This window comes from Savagea serpentis, from assembly GCF_015351395.1.
Lineage (GTDB): Bacteria > Bacillota > Bacilli > Bacillales_A > Planococcaceae > Savagea > Savagea serpentis.
The window spans coordinates 319,305-332,079 of the sequence record NZ_JADKPV010000001.1 but is presented as its reverse complement, the minus strand read 5'-3'; the positions used below and the strand labels follow the sequence as shown (position 1 = coordinate 332,079).

14 protein-coding genes are annotated in these 12,775 nt (G+C 42.3%); 1 reads left to right on the top strand and 13 read right to left on the bottom strand.

Features of this window, described 5'->3' with window-relative positions:
* Positions 1 to 205: 205 nt before the first annotated feature.
* The 6 genes from ccsB to IRY55_RS01615 form a co-directional block, all read right to left on the bottom strand.
* The gene (gene ccsB, locus IRY55_RS01640) at positions 206 to 1,390 is read right to left on the bottom strand and encodes a c-type cytochrome biogenesis protein CcsB (RefSeq protein WP_194561513.1); all 1,185 of its coding nucleotides are present in this window, start codon (positions 1,388 to 1,390) and stop codon (positions 206 to 208) included.
* Positions 1,390 to 3,054 (bottom strand): cytochrome c biogenesis protein ResB, encoded by a 1,665-nt coding sequence (locus tag IRY55_RS01635; RefSeq protein ID WP_194561512.1) that lies wholly within the window; start codon positions 3,052 to 3,054, stop codon positions 1,390 to 1,392. Before IRY55_RS01635 ends, ccsB begins: the two co-directional genes overlap by 1 nt.
* A 14-nt stretch (positions 3,055 to 3,068) precedes the next feature.
* The gene (resA, locus tag IRY55_RS01630; RefSeq protein WP_408015112.1) at positions 3,069 to 3,614 is read right to left on the bottom strand and encodes a thiol-disulfide oxidoreductase ResA; all 546 of its coding nucleotides are present in this window, start codon (positions 3,612 to 3,614) and stop codon (positions 3,069 to 3,071) included.
* A gap of 82 nt (positions 3,615 to 3,696) precedes the next feature.
* On the bottom strand, positions 3,697 to 4,428 hold the full coding sequence (locus IRY55_RS01625; protein ID WP_194561510.1) for a pseudouridine synthase: 732 nt from the start codon (positions 4,426 to 4,428) through the stop codon (positions 3,697 to 3,699).
* A gap of 54 nt (positions 4,429 to 4,482) precedes the next feature.
* Positions 4,483 to 5,037, bottom strand: a complete 555-nt coding sequence (scpB, locus tag IRY55_RS01620; RefSeq protein ID WP_328799598.1) for an SMC-Scp complex subunit ScpB — start codon at positions 5,035 to 5,037, stop codon at positions 4,483 to 4,485.
* A 5-nt stretch (positions 5,038 to 5,042) separates the two neighbouring features.
* Positions 5,043 to 5,750: a segregation and condensation protein A gene (locus tag IRY55_RS01615; protein ID WP_194561509.1), complete on the bottom strand. Its 708-nt coding sequence runs from the start codon at positions 5,748 to 5,750 to the stop codon at positions 5,043 to 5,045.
* A gap of 33 nt (positions 5,751 to 5,783) precedes the next feature.
* Here IRY55_RS01615 and IRY55_RS01610 point away from each other — a divergent pair, with 33 nt between their 5' ends.
* Positions 5,784 to 6,236 carry a DUF309 domain-containing protein gene (locus IRY55_RS01610; protein WP_194561508.1) on the top strand — a complete coding sequence of 151 codons (453 nt, stop codon included), beginning with the start codon at positions 5,784 to 5,786 and terminating at the stop codon, positions 6,234 to 6,236.
* 45 nt (positions 6,237 to 6,281) lie between these two features.
* On the opposite strand, the gene IRY55_RS01605 is transcribed toward IRY55_RS01610, so the two are convergent.
* The 7 genes from IRY55_RS01605 to IRY55_RS01575 form a co-directional block, all read right to left on the bottom strand.
* Positions 6,282 to 6,623: a GNAT family N-acetyltransferase gene (locus IRY55_RS01605; protein WP_194561507.1), complete on the bottom strand. Its 342-nt coding sequence runs from the start codon at positions 6,621 to 6,623 to the stop codon at positions 6,282 to 6,284.
* Between the two features lie 141 nt (positions 6,624 to 6,764).
* Complete coding sequence (gene lysA, locus IRY55_RS01600) at positions 6,765 to 8,093, bottom strand: diaminopimelate decarboxylase (RefSeq protein WP_194561506.1); 1,329 nt, start codon at positions 8,091 to 8,093, stop codon at positions 6,765 to 6,767.
* Positions 8,094 to 8,169: 76 nt separating this feature from the next.
* On the bottom strand, positions 8,170 to 9,477 hold the full coding sequence (locus tag IRY55_RS01595; protein WP_194562356.1) for a pyrimidine-nucleoside phosphorylase: 1,308 nt from the start codon (positions 9,475 to 9,477) through the stop codon (positions 8,170 to 8,172).
* Complete coding sequence (deoB, locus tag IRY55_RS01590; RefSeq protein WP_194561505.1) at positions 9,477 to 10,670, bottom strand: phosphopentomutase; 1,194 nt, start codon at positions 10,668 to 10,670, stop codon at positions 9,477 to 9,479. Before deoB ends, IRY55_RS01595 begins: the two co-directional genes overlap by 1 nt.
* A gap of 13 nt (positions 10,671 to 10,683) precedes the next feature.
* On the bottom strand, positions 10,684 to 11,571 hold the full coding sequence (gene xerD / locus IRY55_RS01585; RefSeq protein WP_194561504.1) for a site-specific tyrosine recombinase XerD: 888 nt from the start codon (positions 11,569 to 11,571) through the stop codon (positions 10,684 to 10,686).
* Between the two features lie 46 nt (positions 11,572 to 11,617).
* The gene (fur, locus tag IRY55_RS01580) at positions 11,618 to 12,073 is read right to left on the bottom strand and encodes a ferric iron uptake transcriptional regulator (RefSeq protein WP_194561503.1); all 456 of its coding nucleotides are present in this window, start codon (positions 12,071 to 12,073) and stop codon (positions 11,618 to 11,620) included.
* Between the two features lie 137 nt (positions 12,074 to 12,210).
* Positions 12,211 to 12,762 carry an NUDIX domain-containing protein gene (locus IRY55_RS01575; protein ID WP_194561502.1) on the bottom strand — a complete coding sequence of 184 codons (552 nt, stop codon included), beginning with the start codon at positions 12,760 to 12,762 and terminating at the stop codon, positions 12,211 to 12,213.
* Positions 12,763 to 12,775 lie beyond the last annotated feature (13 nt).

The window sequence follows — 12,775 nt, the reverse complement described above, 5'->3', positions numbered from 1 at the left end:
TGAGCTTTCACAAAAGTTCCCTACTTCCTATTGTACAAATGATTGCTAGAAAAAGAAACGAAAATACAATATTTCTGTCGACATTCATGCGTATACAATAGGTTTCATTTAAAAAAATAGCGTATTTGTCGATATTTATCGGCAAATACGCTATCTACATTTTTGCTAGTTTTCCTACACCTTATCGCAACTTTCATACCAATGATTATGCGTATGAGTGGAGTCCAGCGATAATTAAATTAACGGCAATTAAGTTGAACATGATGATGATAAATCCAATGACAGCAAGCCATGCTGATTTTTTCCCTTCCCAACCGCGGGATAATCGCAAGTGAAGGAATGCTGCATAGAAAAGCCATGTAATAAGTGCCCAAACTTCTTTCGGGTCCCATCCCCAGAAGCGACTCCACGCTTCATGTGCCCAAATCATCGCGAAGATGAGTGCACCGAGTGTAAATACTGGGAATCCGATTAACACTGAACGATATCCAATTTCATCCATTAATTGCGAGTTCGCTTTTTTCGTTAACGGTTGAACGACCGCTGCGAGTGGACGACGGAAAATGAGTCGCAAAATGATGTAAATAATGGTACCGAATAATACAGACCACGTGAACGTCGTTAATGTTTTCGCGTTCATAATGGCAGGAAGTGATGCGATTGGTTCCATCGCATCTGGTGTGAGTAATTCATACTCATTCATTCCAAATAACGGTGGGTTGTTGTACGTCACTTGTGCAGGGCGTCCATCTTTGTCCACATAGTTGAATTCTGCTTCATATCCAGCGACATTAAAGCTAATTGTTGATACGACAAATCCGACGACGAGGACAACTGTGAACATCACAACTTCAATCCACATACGCTCTTTCGAACGGCGTGACATGTCGATGTTTTTAATTAAATAAATTAAACCTGCAACTGCTGAAATCGCGAGAATTGCTTCACCGAGTGCTGCTGTAATAACGTGAATCGTCAACCATTTACTTTTCAGCGCTGGGATGAGCGGTGTAATATCACGCGGGAACATCGTTGCGTATGAAATGATGATGACCGCAATCGGAAGCGCGAACAATCCGAGTGACGGCGTGCGATACATGAAGAAGAGCAAAATAAATGCCCCGACGAGCATCATCGCAAATGCCGTCGTAAATTCAAACATATTACTTACAGGTGCATGACCTGAAGCGATCCAACGTGTGATAAAATAACCGATATGAGCGATAAATCCGACGATTGTAATCCAAATTCCAACCGTGCCGAACTTGCTCTTTTGATACGCTTTTTCAGAAGTTGATTTGCGTACAGCTCCTCCGAAAAATCCAGTAGCCACAAGATATGTGACGAATGAGACTAACAGTAAGTTAGCGCTTAAAGACGCATAATCCATTACTCATTTTCCCCTTTCTGTTCCTTCAATCGTTCCTTCTCTTCTTTTTCGATGTCCTCACGATCTTCATAAGGAGGCAGTTGAACATGTTCTTTCACCGCATCGATTTCTTTCATTAATCCAAACCAGTTTTTATTCGTATGACCTGCGAGAATGAGTTCCCCTTCATCTCCCGTACAAATCCATACGCGGCGATGTTGCCAATACGAACCTTGCGCGACACCAATCATGAAAATAATTCCACCGATTAATAAAATCCATAATGTTTTATCTTTTCGGATGACGAGCCCTGAAATATCACGCGTGTCTGCTGCTACGAATTTCATTTCATATAAGTTTTCTTCTGTCTCAAGCGTTTGACGAATGGCGACGAAGCTCGTTTCGCCTTTCGGTGTTTCCGGTGTCGTCATTTTAAAAATAAATGCTGGATTATTTGGAACCGGTGACAAGTTTTGTGGCTCCCCATCTTTAATACCCGCATAATCTGAATAATAGTCTAAAATTTCAACTTTTACTCCATTGCCTAAATCATAAGACGGAGCAGGATTATCTAATTGAATCGTCATTTGACCGAGCGATTCTCCTGTCGCTTTTTCATTCAGTGAGAACGTCATGGAATATAATTCATCTAAACGATAGTCCATCTGGAAAATACTATACCCGTCATAGGTTAAAGGTTCATTGACGATGATCGGGTGGCGCTTCACTTCTTCTAACTCGGTCGTACCTGGAAGTGCGCCATCTTTATCCTTGTATAAAATAGCGTCCGTTTGGTAGTTTTTCGCAATCATTCCTGCTTTATCGAGCGCTTCACCGAATACTTCGTCCGCTTCTTCTTTTGAATAATATTCCATTGTGAAGCCTTCACTCTCGATATAATAACCAGGTGCTGAAGGAATCGCTTTACGCTCACCTTCTCGAATCCACATTTCCTCATCGATATAGAACCCTGGAAGACCTCGAAGTAGTATTCCAGCTAAGAAAATGATCAGTCCTGTATGGTTCACATACGGACCCCAGCGAGAGAATCTCCCTTTTTCAGCGAGCATCGCACCATCTTCTAATTTGACATTGTACTTCAGCTTTTTGAACTGTTCCGCTGACTGTTCAACTGATTGCTCAGGGTGATCAACTTTCCCTACCCCGTAAATACGCTGACGCTTCATAAATGAAGGGTGGCGACGCGTTCTTTGTTTTTTCAATGATTTATAAAGTGGTACGACACGGTCGACACTCGCAATGATGATTGACACACCGAGCATTCCGACTAATATTTTAAACCACCAACTGCTGTACATGTCGTTGAATCCGAGCATATGGTACACTTTACCCACTACACCGTAGTGCAATTCATAATAAGCAGCAACCTCTTCTTCAGTTTGCGCTGCGACATACATCTTTTGTGGTAATAGTGTTCCGATGGCACTCGTTACGAGTAAAATAATAATAATCCATACACCGACTTTTACGCTGGAGAAAAAGTTCCACGTTTTATCGATGATTGACATATTGTGGGTTTTCGAACGACGTGCAGCCCCTTCATAGCGCATGTCGGCAATTTTACGTTCTTTTGCTTCTTCTGAAAGTGGTCTACCGCAAGCTTCGCAAAGCTCTGTTCCTTCCGGATTGACGTGACCACACTGACATTTAATTGTGTTGCCCATCTTTATCGTACTCCTTACTTTTCAGGTCGAATCATTTCCATGTAATGTTTCACTTGTTCTTCAGACATTTCACGTGTCACAATGTCGACGATTTTTCCATTCGGATCGATTAAAATGGTCGTCGGTAACGGTTTGATGCGGTACGCTTCTTTCACCGCTTCCGTTTTGTCAATCGCAATAGGGAATGTTAAGCCATATGCATTGCGGAATGAACTCACTTTTAAGTCCGTTTCTTTCACGTTTATGGCAAGTACTTCTACTCCTTGGTCTTTAAATACATTGTATTGACTTTCCATATGAGGCATTTCTCGTTTACATGGTGCACACCATGTACCCCAGAAATTTAAAAATACGCCCTTCCCTTTGTAATCGGATAGCTTATGCACATTTCCCTCTAAATCGACGAGTTGGAAGTCTGGTGCTTGATCACCAATTGCTAAAGTGCGACCTTTCCCAGGTTCTAATGTCAATCCAACAATAATGACAATAACAAATAACATTAAGACGATTCCTCGCCGAATCGTACGATTGCGTTTACGATTTACTTTCTCCGTACTCAACATGCAACCTCCTACTCTTTTTTACGAGATACTAAAATGACAGGAGTCCTTTCTGCCATATAACACTCCATATATGAACGTTTTACTTTAATTGTCCACGTTCTGCGAGAACGCGTAATTGTTTCACTTCATGAATCGTAAGCGGACGGTAATCTCCAGCATTCATACCGATTAAATCAAGCATACCGAAACGTTCTCGTTTCAATTTATCCACTGGGTAACCGATATGGTCAAACATACGACGCACTTGACGATTACGCCCTTCATGAATTGTGATTTCTACGATAGCACGCTGTCTCTCTTTATCGACAGAGCGTGTCTTTACGTAAGCAGGTGCTGTTTTGCCATCTTCTAATTCAACGCCTCGCGCTAACTTTTTCAAATCTTCTCGACGGGGAATACCACGCACTCGCGCGAAATATGTTTTTGGCACTTCATATTTGGGATGTGTTAATAAATAAGAAAAATCACCATCATTGGTCATGAGCAATAAGCCAGACGTATCGTAATCTAAGCGTCCTACAGGGAAAATTCGCTCTTCCACTTGTGGCATGAGGTCGAGAACCGTCTTCCGACCGCGATCATCTTCCACCGTCGATAAATATCCTGTCGGCTTATAAAGTAAGTAATAAACAAATTCTTCTTTCACAATTTCAACACCGTTGACTGCTACTTTGTCTTTATTGCTCACTTTTGTTCCAAGTTCACGAACGACTTCACCATTTACTTCTACAACACCATCTAATATTAATTGTTCTGCCTTACGTCTCGATGCGATTCCTGCCTGTGCAATCACTTTTTGTAATCGTTCCATTAATGTGTTACCCACCTTTATTTATAATAATCTTTTATGATAGTATGATGAATATTATGAAAATGCTTCTTTAAATTGTGACATAAATAAGTCGGTTTCTTCTCGGTCATCTTCTCGTGTCGGTAATGGTGGGAGCTTTTCTAACGATTCTAAGCCAAATTGTTCTAAAAACAAATCCGTCGTACCGTATAAAATAGGACGGCCAATTTGATCGAGACGCCCCTGCTCTCCAACAAGTTCACGTTGGATGAGTCTTTGTAATGGACCATCACTACTCACACCTCTTATATCGTCTACTTCAACACGTGTAATCGGTTGTTTGTAGGCGATGATCGCTAATACTTCCAAAGCGGCTTGGCTTAAAGATGACACTGTCCGATCTGTCGCAAGTTGCTCCACCTGTTCACTGAATTGTTTTTTCGTCACAAACTTATAACGATTCCCATACTTTTTTAATTGGATGCCTCGTTTGTCATCTTTCGCTAGCTCGAGCATCCACTGTTCCAATTGTTCTTCTGTACAAGTCGTGAATTGGTTCAATTGTTTCAAGGTTATCCCTTCTTCTCCACGAACGTACAATAAACTTTCAATCAATGCTTCGTCAAGCACTCGGATCACCTCTTTTCAATGTACACTTCATCGAAATTACGCTGCTGTGTCGCACGTACTTGCCTGTCACGCATTAAATGTAAAATCGCGAAAAACGTCATGACTAATTGAGAGCGGTCGTACGTTTCAAATAGTTCATCAAAACGACACGCTCCATCATGTCGCTCTAACTTCGCTAATACATGCGCAACCGCTTCTTCTACTGTAACAGACGAACGTCCGACACGCGCTTTTTTCGGTTCTTGTTTTACTTGTTTTTTTAACATGTTTTGAAAAGCTGTTACGAGATCGAAGACGTTGAACGTTTCCTCCTCTTCAACAGCCTCCATAACAGTCGGGAGTTTCGCAAAATGTTGGCGTTCTTCTTCGTAAGATGCTTCTAATTGGAGCGCTGCTTTTTTATACTGTTCGTAACGAAGCAAACGTTCCACGAGTGATTCACGCGGATCTTCTTCTTCCTCGGCTACTTCTTCTAATTCTTCATGAACAGGGAGTAACATTTTGCTCTTAATTTCAATCAATGTCGCTGCGAGCACTAAATATTCTCCTAGTTCATCTAGTTGTAAAATAGACATCGTTTCGATATGCTCAACATATTGACTCGTTAATTCCTTCATCGGAATATCGTAAATATCAATTTCCAACCTTTTAATTAAGTGAAGAAGTAAGTCAAGTGGACCTTCGTATACACTTAATTTTACTTCGTAACTCATGAAACGACCACCTTTATAAAGGACTGATTAATAATGATGTATTGGCAAGATCAACGTTTCCTTCAATTTATCCGTTATTTTAATGAAAAACAGGATTATTTCGAATGTCATGAAGTGCTAGAGGAGCTTTGGATTAGAACGAATGTCCAGACGAAAAAACATGTGCTCCCCTTACTCATTCTCATCTCGACTTCATTGTATCATTGGCGAAGAGAAAATTGGCGTGGCGCAGAAAAAACGATGACAAATGCACTCAAACGCTTTAATGAAATCTGTTGGGATGAGCCATATATCGATGAGATACAATTGAAACAACAGTGCGAGCACGCCCTCCAATCGATCACAGAACGAGAGGCTTTTGATTCTTTCACCCTTCATACGGACCCGTCATTAGCTTGGCAACGCGTCACTATTGAAGAAACTCCTGAACAAATGCTCGTTGATAAGCATGTACATGTCTTTCAAGAGCGTTTTAAAAAGACATGAAAACACGTGTAGACAAAGTGAGGTCACTTTGTCTACACGGTTTTTTTACTTCAAAAACATTCTCGTATGTACCGTACCTTTTGCGGTCAAATGCCCGTATTTTTCGTACATTTGATCCACGAGGTACCGAGCGATTCCTTCATTGCGATACGAAGGATTGACAGAGAGATGTTGCAATGTCCATTCTCCCGCTTCCTCATCTACCATCACACCGACGAGTGCAATAAAATCTTCTTCACGCTTCAATAAATAAAGATGCCAGTTCGGATCTTCTTGATAGAGCGTGATCGTTTCTTTCAACTTTTTTAACATCTTTTCAGTCGGTATGTACGATAAAAAACCCATCGCAATTTTTTCATACGCTTTTCGATAACGAAAAAGTTCCACAATTATCCCTTCTTTTCTAATTGTCGTTGCGTCAGCTACCAGAACCTGGTCCGAAGTTCGGTGCGACGTAAAACCAGTACAGGAATCCCCAAATGAGCGACACCGTGACAATGATTAGGAAAAGAATTATATTTCTCTTCTTCAATTTCGTTCCTCCAACCAATCTTGTGGCAATGCTTCATCTAAACGGACGAGATCTTCCAGCTTCTCGCGACGTGCGACGAGTTGGTGACGTCCGTCTTTTATAAAGACGACAGCCGGTTTTGCGAGACGATTATAGTTGCTCGCCATAGCGTAAGTATACGCTCCTGTACAGAAGAGTGCAATAATATCTCCATTTTCTACTGCGCTAATACGTGCACCTTGAATGAGTTGGTCACCCGACTCACAACACTTTCCAGCAATTGTGACAACTGTACCTTTCGGTGCGTTCATCTTATTCGCAACGACCGCTTCATACTTTGCGTCGTAAAGTGCTGGACGAATATTGTCTGTCATACCACCATCGACCGCTACATATTGACGCACATTCGGTACTTCTTTTTGACTTCCGACTGTGTAAAGAGTTGTTCCTGCATCTCCTACGAGAGAGCGGCCTGGTTCGATCCAAATGGCAGGCATCGGATACTTGTATTGCTCCGCTAGTTTCATCACTGCTTCTGTCATCGCCTTCACATACACATGGGGTTCTTCAGGTGCATCTTCTTCCGTGTAACGAATACCGAATCCTCCACCTAAGTTCAAGACAGAACAAATAAAGTGATCCTCTTCTTGCCACGTATGCATTTTTTGCATGAGCGCTTCCGCTGCATGAACGAAACCGTCCACTTCAAAGATTTGGCTACCGATGTGACAATGCATGCCAAGAAATTGCAAATGTTTATCTTCTTTCAATTGTTGGAATGCACGATCCGCTTGACCATTTTTAAGGTCGAAACCGAATTTTGAGTCTTCCTGGCCAGTCGTAATATAATCATGAGTCGACGCTTCTACTCCAGGTGTCACTCGAATTAAAACATTCATCTTTTGATTGCGTTCTGTCGCAATTTTACGCAGTAAGTCAATTTCGTAAAAATTGTCAATGACGATACATCCGATACCCACTTCAAAGGCATAGCGCAATTCCGATTCACTTTTATTATTTCCGTGGAAATGAATACGCTCTGCTGGGAAATTCGCACGTACTGCTGTATATAGTTCTCCTTCGGACACGACATCTAAAGATAAACCTAATGTTTCAGCGACTTGGTATAAAGCGATATTTGAAAAAGCTTTACTCGCATAAGCAACTTGCGCTTTTACACCGAGTTGTTCAAATGTATCCACGAACCCTTTCGCTCGTCTCTCAAAAAGTGCCATATCATAAACAATCGTTGGTGTACTGTATTCTGCAACAATTTCTGTTACATCTACACCGCCGATTTCCAAATGCCCTTCTTCATTCACTGTTTGTGTTCCGTGTAAAAACATAAAATTTCCCCCTTCTCTTCAGCTCGTACGTTCTATTATAGCGAAAAGAAGGGAGAAAGTCTTGAACTAATTCATTTTACGCTTCCCCGATTGTTTCAAAAATGAGCGGTTGTTTTTCTACCTTCGTCGCGCTAATTTGAATCGCTCGTTCAATTTTTTCTCGAGTCGTTGTAATTTCTTCTGTATTGCTGTAAATCGTGACGAGCGATTCACCTTTTTTAACAACATCTCCTATTTTTTTGTGCAAACGCAAGCCGACAGCCATATCGATTTCGTCCTCTTTCGTCGCGCGTCCCGCTCCGAGAAGCATTGCCGCGACTCCGATATCGTTCGCGATAATTTTTTCGATGTAACCGTCTTGCGGTGCGAACACTTCATAAGTGTATGTCGCTTGTGGTAAACGTTTCGGATTGTCGATAATTGAACCGTCTCCACCTTGCGCTTCGATCATTTCTTTAAATAATTGAAGGGCTGAACCGTCTTCAATTACTGTTTTCAACATATGGCGCGCTTCTTCAAAGCTCGACGCTTTTTTCGCAGCGACAATCATTTTACTTCCGAGCACGTAACAAAGTTCTGTTAAATCTTCTGGCCCTTCCCCTTTTAATGTCGCGATTGCTTCTTCAATTTCAAGCGCATTCCCAATCGCTTCGCCGAGAGGTTCGCTCATGTTTGAAATGACCGCCATCGTCTGACGTCCGACCGCTTCACCGATATTGACCATCGCATGTGCTAATTGCTCCGCTTGTTCCACTGTTTTCATAAATGCGCCTTCTCCGACTTTTACATCAAGTACGATCGCATCAGCCCCTGCTGCAATTTTTTTGCTCATAATAGAACTCGCAATGAGCGGAATGCTATCGACGGTTGCCGTCACATCACGCAATGCATAAATCTTTTTATCCGCTGGCGTCAAGTTCCCACTTTGCCCGATGACCGCTGCTTTCAATGTGTTCACTTGGTCGATAAATGCCTGTTCGCTCAATTCAATTTGGAATCCTTCAATCGCTTCTAGCTTATCGAGTGTTCCCCCTGTATGACCGAGACCGCGTCCACTCATTTTCGCAACCGGAACGCCACATGCTGCGACGAGCGGTACGAGGATGAGTGTCGTCGTATCTCCGACGCCTCCTGTCGAGTGCTTATCTACTTTAATTCCTTCGATTTGTGAAAGGTCAATCGTATCGCCACTATTCACCATCGCCATGACGAGATGACCTTGTTCTTCGGCCGTCATTCCTTGGAAGTAAATCGCCATTAAAAGGGCACTCGCTTGATAATCTGGAATCGTGCCATTCGTATATCCTTCAATGAAGAATTCAATTTCTTCACCTGTCAGTTCGTGACCGTCACGCTTTTTTTCTAAAATATCGACAAAACGCATCATTCTTTCACCTGCTCTTTCAATATAGGTAAAAAGCTCGTGCCATGTTCTGGAAGCGGTACATTAAAGTTATCCGCAATCGTTGCACCGATATCGGAAAACGTTTCACGCACATCTAAAGCACGCCCTGTCAATTTTGGTGAGTACATGAGTAATGGCACATATTCACGCGTATGATCTGTACCTGGCGCTGTCGGGTCGTTTCCGTGATCCGCTGTTAAAATGAGCAAGTCATCTGCTCCCATGCGCTTATAAATCTCAGGTAAGCGTGCATCAAACTCTTCTAACGCTTGACGGTATCCTTCTGGGTCGCGACGATGTCCAAACATCGCGTCAAAATCAACGAGGTTCGTGAAACTCAATCCATCAAATGATTGCTCCATCACTTCAAGCAACTTATCAACACCGTCCATGTTAGATTTTGTGCGGACAGCAGCTGTTACCCCTTCTCCGTTATAAATATCGTTAATTTTCCCAACAGCGATTACATCTTTTCCTGCATCTTTCAATTCGTTCATGACGGTGCGACCAAATGGCTTTAAAGCGTAGTCATGACGATTCGATGTCCGTGTGAAATTACCTGGCTCACCGATGAACGGACGCGCGATGACACGACCGACTAAAAACTCTGGTTGCAATGTCAATTCACGAGCAATTTCACAAATCTCATAAAGTTCTTCTAACGGTACAACTTCTTCATGTGCTGCAATTTGTAAAACAGGGTCCGCGGACGTGTAGACGATAAGTGCTCCTGTTTTCATATGTTCTTCGCCATAATCCTCAATGACAGCCGTGCCGCTCGCTGGTTTATTGACGATCACTTTACGTCCCGTACGTTCTTCTAACTGCTGGATGAGTTCTTCTGGGAATCCTTCTGGGTATACTTTAAATGGTTTATCGATGTTAAGTCCCATAATTTCCCAATGTCCTGTCATCGTATCTTTCCCGACAGAAGCTTCTTGTAATTTTCCGTAAATCCCTTGCGGGTGTTCTGTCGTTGCAAGCCCTTCGATTGGACGAATGTTGCCAAGCCCGAGTTCGACTAAATGCGGAACGTTTAGCCCGCCTGTCGCCCGGACGATGTTGCCGAGTGTATCTGCTCCTTCGTCTCCGAAATCTTTCGCATCTGGTGCTTCTCCAATTCCTACTGAATCGAGTACGATTAAATGAATACGTTTAAATAATGATGTCATCTTTATTTCCTCCTTACGCACGTGGATGATATTGATCATACATCTCTTTTAAATGTTTTCTTGAGACGTGCGTGTATATTTGTGTTGTCGAAATATCTGTATGTCCCAGCAGTTCTTGCACCGCTCGTAAATCCGCCCCATTTTCTACTAAATGCGTCGCAAATGTGTGGCGCAACGTATGAGGTGTTAACTCTTTCTGGATGTTCGCAAGAATCGCATACTGTTTGACAATTTTCCAAATGCCTTGTCGCGTCAAACGCTTCCCTCTCATATTAACAAAAAGTGGCGTTTTATCATATTGTTTTTGTAAAAAAGTAAGTCGCGCTTCTGTTATATATTTTTGTAAAGCTTGTTTCGCATGCTTTCCTAAAGGTAAAATACGCTCTTTATTTCCTTTTCCGATGACGCGAATAAAGCCGATTTCAAGCTGCACCGAATCGATATCACTATCGACGAGTTCCGAAACGCGAATTCCTGTTCCATACAACAATTCTAACATCGCTCGGTCGCGAACTCCTTGCGGTTTGCTCAAGTCAGGTTGAGCGAGTAAACGATCGACTTGTTCAATCGTTAAAATGGTCGGCAATGTTTTTGCAATTTGAGGGAGCTGTAACAAAACTGTGGGGTCGTGATCGCTTAACTGTTCCCGTATTAAAAATTGATGAAACATGCGCAATGTCGAAATGTGACGAGCGAGCGTACGTGATGAGCGCCCTTCTGCTTGTAACTGTTGCAAGTAATCAACAATGAGTAAGCGGGTCATCTTTTGCCACTCTGAAATGCCTCGTTCTTTACGGTATTGTTCGTACAATGTTAAATCGCGGCGATACGCCTCAATCGTATTGTGTGCAAGTTGCCGTTCTACAATTAAGAAATGAATAAATTCATCGATGTCTCGCATAAGTATCCTCCTTTAAATAGAAAAAGGACGGCATGTGCCATCCTCTCTACTTCTTTTTATTTTCTTTCTGTTTACAACGTTTGCAAATGCCGTGAAACGTAAGCCAGTGGTCTTTCACTGTAAATTGGAAACGTGTTTCGACAATTTTTTCCACTTCGCCGAGTAAATCTTCTTGAATCTCATCTACGGAACCACATTCGATACAGATGAGATGATGGTGGAAACGAGTCGCTCCTTCTTGACGCAAGTCATAGCGTGCGACACCATCTCCGAAGTTAATTTTGTCGACGATTTTTAATTCAGTTAATAATTCTAATGTGCGGTATACGGTTGCCAGGCCAATTTCTGGCGCTCGTTCTTTTACGAGTAAGAAGACGTCCTCTGCGCTGAGGTGATCTTCTTCATTCTCAAGTAGTACCATAACAGTCGCTTCGCGTTGTGGCGTCAATTTATAACTTGCCCCGTGCAACTGCTTTTTTATTCGTTCAATTCGGCTTTCCATGACGACGCCTCCTTCAAGTCACTATCTATTATATCAAATGAAGAAATGATGTGACAATAGAAAGCGTGTCGGTTTAACAACATGTTCATCATTCTCAACCTTCTATCTTTATACTAACGAGTTATTTAGACTAATTATTATTTAGTATACGGGAACTGCTGTTGTACGTAAAGTAATGCGAACGCCGTTTTCGCGTCGTAAATTTTTCCTTCCGTCATCCATTGTAACGCTTCGTCTAAAGAAACTTCATGAAGGCGAACAAATTCGTCCTCGTCCCCTTCGCGTGGCGCACTCAGTTTCTCAAGGTTTGACGCTAAATAGACGTGAATAATTTCATCGGCAAAGCCTGGTGATGTCGCAAATGATTGGACATGTTCCAATTTATGCGCTAAATAACCTGTCTCTTCTTCCAGTTCACGAAGCGCGCAATTTTCTAACGTTTCTCCCGCGTCGATTTTCCCTGCTGGAATTTCAATGATGGCACGTTCGAGTGCTTTTCGATATTGTTCAACGAGCACGATGTTTCCGTCCTCCGTTAAAGCAATCACTGCGACCGCTCCTGGGTGTGTCACAATTTCTCGTTTACTTTGTAAGCCGTTCGGTAATTCAACATCGTCGACATGCAATGAAATGATTTTTCCTTCAAAAAGCGTTTCTCGTCTCACTGTTTTTTCTTCTCCGAATTTCATCTCGTCAACCCCT

What these genes read in the sequence shown, in the direction of transcription:
- IRY55_RS01625 (WP_194561510.1), bottom strand. Translation starts at nt 4,428, where the DNA reads ATGGAACGATTACAAAAAGTGATTGCACAGGCAGGAATCGCATCGAGA.
- fur (WP_194561503.1), bottom strand. Translation starts at nt 12,073, where the DNA reads ATGGAAAGCCGAATTGAACGAATAAAAAAGCAGTTGCACGGGGCAAGT.
- IRY55_RS01595 (WP_194562356.1), bottom strand. Translation starts at nt 9,477, where the DNA reads ATGCGTTTTGTCGATATTTTAGAAAAAAAGCGTGACGGTCACGAACTG.
- deoB (WP_194561505.1), bottom strand. Translation starts at nt 10,670, where the DNA reads ATGACATCATTATTTAAACGTATTCATTTAATCGTACTCGATTCAGTA.
- IRY55_RS01610 (WP_194561508.1), top strand. Translation starts at nt 5,784, where the DNA reads ATGATGTATTGGCAAGATCAACGTTTCCTTCAATTTATCCGTTATTTT.
- IRY55_RS01615 (WP_194561509.1), bottom strand. Translation starts at nt 5,750, where the DNA reads ATGAGTTACGAAGTAAAATTAAGTGTATACGAAGGTCCACTTGACTTA.
- IRY55_RS01635 (WP_194561512.1), bottom strand. Translation starts at nt 3,054, where the DNA reads ATGGGCAACACAATTAAATGTCAGTGTGGTCACGTCAATCCGGAAGGA.
- xerD (WP_194561504.1), bottom strand. Translation starts at nt 11,571, where the DNA reads ATGCGAGACATCGATGAATTTATTCATTTCTTAATTGTAGAACGGCAA.
- IRY55_RS01575 (WP_194561502.1), bottom strand. Translation starts at nt 12,762, where the DNA reads ATGAAATTCGGAGAAGAAAAAACAGTGAGACGAGAAACGCTTTTTGAA.
- ccsB (WP_194561513.1), bottom strand. Translation starts at nt 1,390, where the DNA reads ATGGATTATGCGTCTTTAAGCGCTAACTTACTGTTAGTCTCATTCGTC.
- lysA (WP_194561506.1), bottom strand. Translation starts at nt 8,093, where the DNA reads ATGTTTTTACACGGAACACAAACAGTGAATGAAGAAGGGCATTTGGAA.